The sequence below is a fragment of the Candidatus Arsenophonus lipoptenae genome (assembly GCF_001534665.1).
In the GTDB taxonomy this organism is placed as follows: Bacteria; Pseudomonadota; Gammaproteobacteria; order Enterobacterales; family Enterobacteriaceae; genus Arsenophonus; species Arsenophonus lipoptenae.
Window position 1 is genome coordinate 615,599 of record NZ_CP013920.1, and the last position, 11,902, is coordinate 627,500.

Genomic DNA, 11,902 nt, shown 5'->3' on the forward strand with positions numbered 1-11,902 from the left:
ATAGATATATAAATATAATTAAATATTTTATTTAGATATATTGATAATGAACATGTAAATATAAATTAATAATATCTCCATATCTATACAAATATAACGTAAAGTTATATTATAGCAGTAAATTATTTCAAGGGAAAGATAAGTGGATATTCAGTTATTATGTATCATGATTATGATTGGATTTCTTATTGGTATACTATTTGGTAGTAGTATAGTTTGGTTATTTATTGCAAAAAAAATAAATATAAAAAACCATGAATTACATAATCTTCATCGTATTCAAGCTATTTATGAAGAAAAGATATCCCATCTTGAATATTGGAAATATAAGTGTGAGCAACGTGATCAAGAATTAAGATTGCAAAGAGATATTAATCACAATCAAGAAATTGAATTACGTGAAGTTATAACTAGATTTGAAGAAACACGGTTAGCTTTTGAAGAAAAGCAAAATTTATTATTAAATAGTGAACAGAGGTTAAATATTCAATTTGAGAACTTAGCAAATCGTATTTTTGTACAAAATGAAAAACGTACTTCTGAGAATAATCGACAATGTTTAATAACATTATTAACGCCTTTTCGTGAACAATTAGATAAATTTCACCGTCAGATATATGAGAGTTTTAATCAAGAATCTCGTGAACGTCATATCTTGGCACATGAAATTCATCAACTTCAACAATTAAATTCAGAAATAGTAAAAGAAACAATAGGGTTAACAAAAGCACTAAAAGGAGATAATAAAATTCAGGGAAATTGGGGAGAAACAATTCTTGCTCGTATATTAGAAAATTCTGGATTAAGAAAAGGATATGAATTTGAAATTCAAGTTAGTATTGAAACGTCAAATAGTCGTTATCAACCTGATGTAATTATCCGTCTACCACAAGGTAGAGATGTTATTATAGATTCTAAAATGTCATTAACTGCCTATGAACATTATTTTAACAGTGAAGATGAAGAACAACGAATAATAGCATTACGTAGTCATATTAATTCTGTTCGTAATCATATAAAAAAACTTGGATGTAAAGATTATCATAAATTAAATGGATTAAAATCTTTGGATTATGTATTAATGTTTATTCCTTTAGAACCTGCTTATTTGATAACTTTACGTGAAGCTCCTGAACTTATTGATGAAGGGTTACGAAATAATGTTTTACTTGTTTGCCCATCGACCTTATTAGTAGTAATCAGAACTATTAATAATTTATGGAGTTATGAAAAACAAAACCAAAATGCTAAAATAATTGCTGATCGTGCTTCTAAAATGTATGACAAAATGAGATTATTTGTAGAGGATATACAAATTTTAGGTCAAAGTTTAAATAAAGCTCAGGTAAATTATCAATCAGCAATAAAAAAATTATCTGAAGGAAAAGGCAATTTAATTAGTCAAGCAGAAAATTTAAAAGAATTAGGTATAGAAGTAAAACGTCCTATTGATACTGAAGTTAGCAAAAAAATAGATAAATAATAATTATAAATATCAGTATGTTATAAGTAAAAATATGTGATAAAAGTGATTTATTTTAATGACTATTTTATGATAAATGGAGTAAATATGGCAGATCCAACAAAGGATATAACTAATTTCGGTTTTCGTAAAGTAATTAAAGATAATAAAATGCATTTGGTATCTGATATTTTTCATACGGTAGCTGAAAAATATGATCTTATGAATGATCTAATGTCGTTAGGTATTCATAGAATATGGAAATGTTTTGCTATAAAATCTAGTGGTGCTCGTCGAGGTCAATATATTTTAGATGTAGCTGGTGGTACTGGAGATTTAACTGCTAAATTTGCTAAAATAGTTGGTGAAAAAGGTGAAGTTGTTCTAGTTGATGTTAATGATTCTATGTTAAATATAGGTCGTGCAAAGCTTAGAGATAAAGGTGTTCTTGGTAATGTTTATTATGTGCAAGCTAATGCTGAAGAATTACCTTTTTTTGATAATTATTTTGATTGTATTAGTATTTCTTTTGGATTACGCAATATTACTGATAAAGAAAAAGCACTTAAATCAATGTTAAGAGTGTTAAAATTTGGTGGTCGTTTATTAGTGTTAGAGTTTTCAAAGCCTATATTTCCATTATTAACTAAATTTTATGATGCTTATTCTTTTTATGTTTTACCCCGTCTTGGAAAAATTATAGTTAATGATTCTGATAGCTATAGTTATTTAGCTGAATCTATCCGTATGCATCCAGATCAAGATTCATTAAAAATGATGATGCAGTTAGTTGGTTTTGAACAAGTGTCTTATACTAATATGTCTGGAGGAATTGTCGCTTTGCATCGAGGATTTAAATTTTAAAATGCTTACATTTTTCATAAAAAACCATTTTAAAGTATCTATGTTACAAGTTGTAATGCCTTTATTATTACAGTTTTTTTTGAATAAAATTTTTTATCAAGAATCTGCATTAAAATCAGCAAGAGTTAGGTTAATTAATAAAATATTAGCTATTAATTTAAAGGAATTACAACAACCATTAATAATTATATTTTCTAAAAAAAATATTAATATATTAACTAATTGTTTTATAAAGGTAGATTGTATCATAAAAACTACTTTAACGACATTAATAAAGATTAAAGATATTAATCAGTTATCAGTGCTAATAAATTCTGGTGAGATTGTTTTAATAGGTGATATGCAAGTGATATATTATTTATCTATATTAATTAATTTTGCTCAGTGGGATCCAGTTTATTATCTTTCTTTTTATGTTGATGATATCCTTGCTGAAGGAATAAGTCGCTATATTAAGTATAGTATAAATAGGATAAATAAATTATTAAGTAAAATAAAATATCATTTTAAAGATGTATTGATAGAAGAATGGCGTTTATTTCCTAATAAGTTAGAGTTTTTAAGTTTTACCAATAAATTAAATAATATGATAAATGATATTGTAAAGTTAGAACAGAATTTAGTGGAATTAGAGGATAAATATGAGGACTCGAGAAATTAAACGTCTTTATTTTATCATCAGAGTATTTTTAAATTATGGTCTAGATGAAATTATTCCAAAAATTAAATTCACTTTGCCTATTCGAATTATTTGTCATTGTTTATTTTGGTTATCAAATAAACATAAGGATAAAACAGTTGGTACGCGATTACGTTTAGCTTTACAAGATTTAGGTCCAGTTTGGATTAAATTTGGTCAAATGTTATCTACTCGTCGTGATTTGTTTCCTGCTATCATTTCTAATGAATTAATATTATTACAAGATAAGGTGATTAATTTTGATGGTCGATTAGCACGACAAAATATTGAAAAATCATTAGGTAGTTCTCTTGAAACCTGGTTTGATGATTTTGATGAAAATCCATTAGCATCAGCATCTATTGCTCAAGTTCATACTGCAAAATTGAAAGAAAATAATAAAAATATTGTTATCAAAGTTATTAGACCAGATATAATACCTGTTATTAAAGCTGATATTAGTCTAATGTATGAATTAGCTAATTGGATCCCATTTTTTCGTGATGGACAAAGATTACGGCCTAAAGAAATTATAAGAGATTATGAAAAAACTTTACTTGATGAATTAAATTTATTGCGTGAAGCAGCTAATACAATGCAATTAAGACGTAATTTTAAAAATAGTTCTCTTCTGTATATTCCAGAAGTATATACAGAATACTGTAGGGAAGATGTAATGGTTATGGAAAGGATTTATGGTATCCCTATTTCTGATATCAATTCATTAAAAAAACAAGGCATTAATATGAAATTATTAGCTGAACGTGGTGTAAAAGTTTTTTTTACTCAGGTGTTTCGGGATAGTTTTTTTCATGCCGATATGCATCCTGGTAATATTTTTATTAGTAGAGAAAATTCTAAAAATCCACAATACATAGGTATTGATTGTGGAATAGTTGGTTCACTAAATAAAGAAGATAAGCGTTATTTAGCAGAAAATTTTATTGCTTTTTTTAATCGTAATTACCGTAAAGTAGCTGAATTACATATTGATTCTGGTTGGGTACCACCTGATACTAATTTAAAAGATTTTGAATTTGCCATTAGAACGGTTTGTGAGCCAATTTTTAAGAAACCACTAGTAGAAATTTCTTTTGGTAATGTACTATTTAACTTATTTAATATTGGACGTAGTTTTAATATGGAAATACAATCACAATTAGTTTTACTTCAAAAAACGTTATTATATATAGAAGGTTTAGGAAGACATCTTTATCCTCAATTAAATTTATGGAAAACAGCCAAACCATTTCTTGAAGATTGGTTACATAAGCAAATAGGTTTGCTGGCTATTTTGAATGCTTTTAAAGAAAAGGGACCCTATTTGATAGAAAAAATACCGGAAATTCCAGATTTGATTTATGGAACATTAAAGCAGTATAAGTCTTTACATGAGAGTATCAATAAATTTAATTTTTTACTACAAACTAAGCAAGTTAAACAAAATAAAAGTAATTATTTGTTAATAGTTGGAGTAATTTGTTTATTGTGTGGTACTTTATTAAAAATTTTTAACTCAAAAAATATTGCTATAATGTTTATTATTTTTGGTATAATTTCATGGATTATAGGATGGTATCGAATAGATAAAACTAATTAAAAAATTTAATAATTAGAATTTAATATAAAATTTATATTTTAAGATAATAATTTAATATTATATTATTAATTATATTAATAATTATTTAGTTTTATTTTTATTAATATTAGTTAAAGTAAACTATAATAGCTAAAAACTAATATATTCAATATTATTAATGAATATTTAATTGATTAATATATAAAAACTTTTTATTATAAAAATTCAATAAATATTAATAAAATAAAATTAAGAAAAGTATAATTATAAATATTATATTATAATATAAACTTGATTTTCTTTTAAAGATCAATATATGTTAATAACATCTTTATCTTATTAACATAATTAAGAAATAATAGTATAAGTATAAAATATTAGAAAGATTTTTAATAAAAAACAAAAATACTATAAACAAAATAAAAATTAATAGAATTAAAATTCTATTTTTTTATTATACAGAATTTATAAAGATAAAAGATAAATAGTAATTTAATGTCAACTTTATAATGATAATTATATATTATTTAATGTGTAATTTAAAGGTTTTTATATTACAATTATAATGTATTTATATTAATTATTTTTTATTAAAAAATAAGTGTTATAAATTAATATAATTGTTAAAATTATTATTAATAATAATTTTCGTCATTGATATATTTAATATATGTATGTATATTTTTAATAATTTTTACAAAAGTATTTTTTTAATATGTTTAAGTAAATTTATGACTTAATTCAAATTTATTAACTATAACTATTTAGTTTTAATTAATATTAAAATAATTAATTTTAAAATAATTTAAATATTTTTTAATAACTTTTTATAAAAAGGAAGGCATTAAGAAATTATTTAAAATTAAAATCAAAAAGTATATAATGAAATACCCAGATCTTAGATATTTTATATCATTTTTAGAACAAAAAAATCAGCTTAAGCGTATTAAATATGAAGTTGATTCGTATTTAGAAATGACAGAAATAGCCAATAGAACTCTACGTTTAGGAGGACCTGCACTATTATTTGAGAAACCTAAAGGGTATTCTATGCCAGTTTTGTGTAATTTATTTGGTACTACTGAACGTATTACAATGGCAATTAGACAAAAAAATATCCAATCATTACATAAAATTGGAATATTATTAGCTTTTCTTAAAGATCCATATCTACCTAAAGGGTTCTCTGAGTTTATTAAAAAACTACCATATTTAAAACAAATTTTGAATATGCCCACAAAAATATTAAAATCTTCTATAGCACAAGAACAAATTTTAAAAGGTGATGATGTCGATCTATTTCGTTTTCCTATTATGCATTGTTGGCCAGAAGATGTAGCACCATTGATTACTTGGGGATTAACTATTACACAAGGACCATCTAATAAGACACAAAATATAGGAGTTTATCGACAACAACTTTTAACAAAAAATAAATTGATTATGCGTTGGTTACCACAACGAGGTGGAGCTGTAGATTTTAAAGAATGGTGTAAAAAATATCCAAATAAAAATTTTCCAGTAGCAGTAGTTTTGGGAGCTGATCCAGCTACAATTTTAGCTGCAGTGACACCAATTCCTGATACACTTTCTGAATATGCATTTGCTGGATTATTACGAGGCTATCGTTCAGAGGTTGTAAAATGTATTTCTAATGAACTTGAAGTACCTGCATGGTCAGAAATTATTTTAGAAGGCTATATTGATCCTAAAGAGGTGGCATCTGAAGGACCTTTTGGAGATCATACTGGTTATTATAATGTATTGGATAAATTTCCAGTTTTTACTGTTACCCATATAACTCAGCGTATTGATGCTATTTATCATTCTACTTATACAGGACGTCCTCCTGATGAGCCGTCTATTTTAGGTATGGCATTAAATGAAATGTTAATTCCTATATTACAAAAACAGTTTCCAGAAATTATTGATTTTTATTTACCTCCTGAGGGTTGCTCTTATCGTCTTGCTATTGTAACAATTAAAAAAGAATATATTGGGCATGCGAAACGCATTATGATGGGTATTTGGTCTTATTTACAACAATTTATATATACAAAATTTATTATTATTTGTGATAACGATATTAATGCTCGTGATTGGAATGACGTTATTTGGGCAATAACTACCAGAATGGATCCTGTAAGAGATACTATTTTGATAGAAAATACCCCTATTGATTATTTAGATTTTGCATCTCCAATTTCAGGTTTAGGTTCAAAAATGGGATTTGATGCAACTAATAAATGGCCTGGTGAAACAGAAAGAGAGTGGGGGCAACCGATAGTAATGTCAGAAAAAATAAAAAAACGAATAGATGAAATATGGAATAAGTTAAATATAATAAAATCATCATGAGAATATATGCATGACGATATTAAATTGTAAAATAGCTTCTATTGAAACTATTATTGATACAGTTTATCGTGTTCGCTTATTAGCTGAAAATAAATTTTATTTTCGTGCAGGTCAATATTTAAAAATTATTATAAATGAATTAGATAAACGTCCTTTTTCTTTAGCTACAATTCCATCAAAAGATAGATCAATTGAACTTCATATTGGTTCATCAGAATTTAATTTTTATACTATGGAGACAATAAAATATATATTGTCACATAATAATATTAATATTGATCTTCCTTATGGAAGAGCTTGGTTTAGAGAAAATAGTAAAAAACCTATAATACTTATTGCTGGTGGTACAGGATTTTCTTATACTAGAGCTATTTTATATGCAGCACTAAAAGAAAATCCAGCAAGGGATATAACATTTTATTGGGGCGGTAAAAATTTAGAACAATTATATGATTTAACTAAATTACAAATTCTTTCAAAAAAATTTCCAAATATAAAAATTATTCCTGTTATTGAAAAACCTGAAGTAGATTGGTTAGGTAAAACTGGTACAGTTTTAAGTGTTATTTTAAATGACTTTTGTTCGCTTTCAAAATATGAGATATATATTGCTGGACGTTTTGAAATGGCTAAAATTGCTAGAGAACGGTTATGTGAAAAAGGTATTAGTCCTGAATTTCTTTATGGAGATGCATTTGAATTTATTTAAAAAAAAATGATATAATTAATAATTAATGTATAACCTTTATTTTTAAATAGAAAAATAATGCATAGTGTTTTAGTATTATTATTTTTTATTTTAAATATAATCATATGATACATATATCTTTGTATAACTAAGAATTATCCTATTTACCACTATTAGCTAGTAATTAATATATATCTATGTAGAAATTTTGTAATCAATTTAATATTAATGTTATTTAGAACATAACATATATTGTGAAATTATATTGGTACGATATTGGAATTCTATCATACTATTAATATATGATAAATATATATTTATATAAAATATTTATTGAATTTATATATAACTCTACATTAAATCCATCAATACTAATATTATAATTAAATTTTCAAGGAAGTACTTATGCATTTTAGAGTAATTACTAGAATTGTTGGATTACTTGTTATTTTATTTTCTGTCACTATGATTATCCCAGGTTTAGTATCATTAATTTATCAAGATGGAGCAGAACTTTCTTTTGGTCAGACTTTTTTTATTTCATTATTTATAGGATTATTATTATGGATACCGAATAAAAATAATCGCGATGATTTAAAACCAAAAGAAGGTTTTTTGATTGTTGCTTTGTTTTGGACAGTATTAGGTAGTGTTGGAGCATTACCTTTTATTTTTTCTGAGTTTCTTCATCTTTCAGTTACTGATGCTTTTTTTGAATCTTTTTCCGGTTTAACGACAACTGGAGCAACAACATTGGTGGGATTAGATAATTTACCAAAAGCAATACTATTTTATAGGCAAATGTTACAGTGGTTAGGTGGAATGGGTATAATTGTTTTAGCTGTTGCTTTATTACCTTTGTTAAGTATAGGTGGAATACAACTTTATAGAGCAGAAATACCTGGACCATTGAAAGATAATAAAATACGTCCGAGAATTGCTGAAACTGCAAAGACACTTTGGTTAATTTATGTACTGCTTACAATAATATGTGCTATATCATTGTGGTTTGCTGGTATGGATTCTTTTGATGCTATTTCTCATAGTTTTTCTACGGTCTCTATTGGAGGATTTTCTACTCATGATAAAAGTATTGGTTACTTTGATAATCCAATCATTAATATTATTATTTCTATCTTTTTATTAATTTCTGGATGTAATTTTGGTCTTCATTTTTCTGTTTTGTCTGGTCGTAGTTTTATAATTTATTGGCGTGATCCAGAATTTAAAGTATTCATTGTGTTTCAATTAGTATTAATTAACATTTGTATGTTAGTACTTTTATATTATTCAGTTTATGAATCAGTATTACAAACTTTTTATCAATCATTTTTTCAGGTAATTTCTTTCGTAACAACAGCTGGGTTTAGTACAGATGGTTTTGCAAATTGGCCACTTTTTTTACCAATATTATTACTTTTTGCTGCTTTTATAGGTGGATGTTCAGGTTCTACTGGAGGTGGATTAAAAGTTATTAGGGTTGTATTATTATTTCTTCAAGGATCTCGAGAATTAAAACGACTAGTGCATCCAAATGCTGTTTATACAATAAAATTAGGTTCCAGAGCATTACCTGAACGTATTATTGAATCAGTTTGGGGATTTTTTTCTGCTTATGCATTAGTTTTTATTATAAGCTTGTTATTATTAATTGCTACTGGGGTAGATGAATTTTCCGCTTTTTCATCTATTGCAGCTACATTAAATAATTTAGGACCTGGATTAGGTTCTGTTACTGAAAATTTTACAAATATGAATATAATTGGAAAATGGATTTTGATAGTAACAATGTTATTTGGTAGATTGGAAGTTTTTACTTTGCTTGTTATTTTTACACCTACTTTTTGGCGTGAATAATAATTTATATAATTTTATAAGGTAAAATTGTGAATTATTTATTGCTTTATTCTAGTAAATATGGTCAAACTAAAAAAATAATATTTCAAATAAGTAAATATTTATGTAATGAGGGTAATATTTGTGATATAATGAGCATTAATATAAATAAAAAAATTAACATATCTTATTATAAAAAAGTATTAATTGGTGCCTCAGTACTTTATGGTCATTTAAATCCTATTGTATTAAAATTTACACAAAATTATTATAAAGAATTAAATGCTGTGGCTAGTGGTTTTTTTTGTGTAAATTTAGCCGCTAGGAAAATCAATAAAAATACACCTAAAAAAAATATTTATGCCCGTAAATTTTTATCTAAAACAAAATGGAAACCTAATATCAGTGATGTATTTGCTGGAGCATTGTACTATAGTAAATATAACTTTTTTGATCGTACTGTAATACGATTTATTATGCAATTAACTGGAGGAGAGACCAATGTGAAAAAAAAATTGAATATACTGATTGGCAAAAAGTGAAAGATTTTGCTTGTAAATTTAATAAACTTTAAAAAAATTGGACATTTGTTTAATTACAATAGAAAAGACATTAATTTATAGACTATATTAATAAAATATTTTATTTGTATATCAAAAATTGAATTAAATAGATCAAAGTGAATGATTAACAATCGTATTTATTTTACAATACTAAATAAAATAATAAATTTTATTAAAAAATTTTATTAACATTGAAATAGCACAAAATATATTTTTATCGTTAATAAATAACTAGTATAGTTCAATGTATTAGTTTAAAATAGAAAATAGAAAATTAGTTAAATTTTTATATATTTATTTTATTATACAATAAATATATAAAAATAATATAATAAAAAAATTATTTATACGATAAGTGATATTTATTTTTGGTATTTTATATTAATTTTAATTAAAAATTGATAATTAATATTATACTAGGCTTGTAGCTCAGGTGGTTAGAGCGCACCCCTGATAAGGGTGAGGTCGGTGGTTCAAGTCCACTCAGGCCTAATAATAATTAATTTTTATAAAATTTAAAAAATTAAGTTTATAATATATAATGGGGCTATAGCTCAATTGGTAGAGCATCTGCTTTGCAAGCAGGAGGTCAGCGGTTCGATTCCGCTTAGCTCCATGTATTCATGTGATAGTAGTAATAGTAGTAAAATTTTTTTTAAAATCATAATAAGCAATAGCAATATGTATTTTGAATAATAAATATTGTTTTATAAAAAATAAAAATTATTTTTTCATCATAAGGGTTAAAATTGGTAAAAAAAAATTATTTTTTACGTAAATTTATTGACCATGCAATAAAGACAAATGGATTTATATCCAGATCTGATAATAATTTACCTATTATAATGCCTCAATCTTTAGAAAGTGAAGGATTAAGAATTATTTCGTGGAATATTTATAAACAACAACGACAAAATTGGTTTTCAGTATTAAATAAGTTAGTTATAGATAAGCATTTAATATTATTACAGGAAGCCCAACCATCACCACAACTTATTAAGTTTATAATATCCCAAAATTTAATTGTTGATCAAGCACCTGCAATTGTTTTACCTCAATATACTTCTGGTGTAATGACATTATCAAGATCACATTCAATTTATTGTTGTTCATTACGTGAACAAGAACCTTTAATTCGTTTACCTAAATCAACATTAATTACTGTTTATTCATTATATAATAGACGAAATTTAATGATTATTAATATTCATGCAATTAATTTTAGTTTTGGTTTGAATATTTATAGTAGACAATTACATAATATAGAAAAATATATTAAAAGACATGAAGGACCAATAATATTTGCTGGAGATTTTAATACTTGGAATCGACAACGTACAAATATATTAAAACATTTTACTTTTAGTTTAGGCATGAAAGAAGTAAATTTCGATATAGATGTCCGTACTATAATTTTTGGATATCCAATTGATCATGTTTTTTATAGAAATCTTATTCTTTTAGATGCGGAAGTTATTAAAACAAAATCATCTGATCATAATCCTATTTCTGTTAAATTTAGCGTTAAATAAATTTACACTAAATATTTATGTATAACATTTTGTGTAAATTTATATTAAATATTTATAAATCTATAAATATTTAAATTAATTATGATTATAATTATAAAAATTCATGAGGTATTTTTATGCGAAATTTAAGTTTATTATTGTTAGTAGTATTTTTTTTATTACAGCATTCATTATGGTTTGGTAAAAATGGGATTTTTGATTATTTAAAAATAAAAAATGAATTAACAGTACTAGAGATATTAAATTTAACATTTAAATTAAGAAATGAACGTTTATTTAATGAAATTAATGATTTAATTGTAGGATGGGAATCAATTGAAGAAAGAGCGCGTACTGAACTT

At 24.8% G+C, this 11,902-nt stretch carries 10 protein-coding genes and 2 tRNA genes (1 of these 12 only partly in view); all 12 read left to right on the top strand.

The features are described 5' to 3' along the window. Positions 1–142 precede the first annotated feature (142 nt). Positions 143–1,483, top strand: coding sequence for a DNA recombination protein RmuC (gene rmuC / locus AUT07_RS02520; RefSeq protein ID WP_066283745.1), 1,341 nt, complete (start codon positions 143–145; stop codon positions 1,481–1,483). A gap of 87 nt (positions 1,484–1,570) precedes the next feature. Continuing rightward, positions 1,571–2,326 (top strand): bifunctional demethylmenaquinone methyltransferase/2-methoxy-6-polyprenyl-1,4-benzoquinol methylase UbiE, encoded by a 756-nt coding sequence (gene ubiE / locus AUT07_RS02525; RefSeq protein ID WP_066283747.1) that lies wholly within the window; start codon positions 1,571–1,573, stop codon positions 2,324–2,326. A 1-nt stretch (position 2,327) separates the two neighbouring features. Next, on the top strand, positions 2,328–2,987 hold the full coding sequence (locus AUT07_RS02530) for a ubiquinone biosynthesis accessory factor UbiJ (protein WP_066283749.1): 660 nt from the start codon (positions 2,328–2,330) through the stop codon (positions 2,985–2,987). Then, positions 2,968–4,605, top strand: coding sequence for a ubiquinone biosynthesis regulatory protein kinase UbiB (ubiB, locus tag AUT07_RS02535; RefSeq protein WP_066283751.1), 1,638 nt, complete (start codon positions 2,968–2,970; stop codon positions 4,603–4,605). Before AUT07_RS02530 ends, ubiB begins: the two co-directional genes overlap by 20 nt. An 861-nt stretch (positions 4,606–5,466) precedes the next feature. Further along, positions 5,467–6,942, top strand: a complete 1,476-nt coding sequence (gene ubiD, locus AUT07_RS02540) for a 4-hydroxy-3-polyprenylbenzoate decarboxylase (RefSeq protein WP_066283753.1) — start codon at positions 5,467–5,469, stop codon at positions 6,940–6,942. Positions 6,943–6,952: 10 nt separating this feature from the next. Next, entirely contained in the window at positions 6,953–7,651 is a 699-nt protein-coding gene (gene fre / locus AUT07_RS02545; RefSeq protein WP_066283756.1) for an NAD(P)H-flavin reductase, read from the top strand. Positions 7,652–8,035: 384 nt separating this feature from the next. Beyond that, positions 8,036–9,487, top strand: coding sequence for a Trk system potassium transporter TrkH (gene trkH / locus AUT07_RS02550; protein ID WP_066283760.1), 1,452 nt, complete (start codon positions 8,036–8,038; stop codon positions 9,485–9,487). A 29-nt stretch (positions 9,488–9,516) separates the two neighbouring features. Continuing rightward, positions 9,517–10,008, top strand: coding sequence for a menaquinone-dependent protoporphyrinogen IX dehydrogenase (gene hemG / locus AUT07_RS02555; protein WP_335338714.1), 492 nt, complete (start codon positions 9,517–9,519; stop codon positions 10,006–10,008). 439 nt (positions 10,009–10,447) lie between these two features. Continuing rightward, positions 10,448–10,521: transfer RNA gene (locus AUT07_RS02560), tRNA-Ile, on the top strand. A gap of 51 nt (positions 10,522–10,572) precedes the next feature. Continuing rightward, positions 10,573–10,645, top strand: a tRNA-Ala gene (locus AUT07_RS02565). Between the two features lie 133 nt (positions 10,646–10,778). Then, positions 10,779–11,561, top strand: a complete 783-nt coding sequence (locus AUT07_RS02570) for an endonuclease/exonuclease/phosphatase family protein (RefSeq protein WP_066283762.1) — start codon at positions 10,779–10,781, stop codon at positions 11,559–11,561. A 116-nt stretch (positions 11,562–11,677) separates the two neighbouring features. Continuing rightward, positions 11,678–11,902 carry the 5' portion of a cell division protein FtsB gene (gene ftsB, locus AUT07_RS02575; protein ID WP_066283764.1) on the top strand. Its footprint extends 69 nt past the window's final position, so 225 of the gene's 294 nt are visible here — the first part of the coding sequence; its start codon is at positions 11,678–11,680; its stop codon lies off the right edge, out of view.

What these genes read in the sequence shown, in the direction of transcription:
- ubiE (WP_066283747.1), top strand. Translation starts at nt 1,571, where the DNA reads ATGGCAGATCCAACAAAGGATATAACTAATTTCGGTTTTCGTAAAGTA.
- AUT07_RS02530 (WP_066283749.1), top strand. Translation starts at nt 2,328, where the DNA reads ATGCTTACATTTTTCATAAAAAACCATTTTAAAGTATCTATGTTACAA.
- ubiB (WP_066283751.1), top strand. Translation starts at nt 2,968, where the DNA reads ATGAGGACTCGAGAAATTAAACGTCTTTATTTTATCATCAGAGTATTT.
- ubiD (WP_066283753.1), top strand. Translation starts at nt 5,467, where the DNA reads ATGAAATACCCAGATCTTAGATATTTTATATCATTTTTAGAACAAAAA.
- fre (WP_066283756.1), top strand. Translation starts at nt 6,953, where the DNA reads ATGACGATATTAAATTGTAAAATAGCTTCTATTGAAACTATTATTGAT.
- trkH (WP_066283760.1), top strand. Translation starts at nt 8,036, where the DNA reads ATGCATTTTAGAGTAATTACTAGAATTGTTGGATTACTTGTTATTTTA.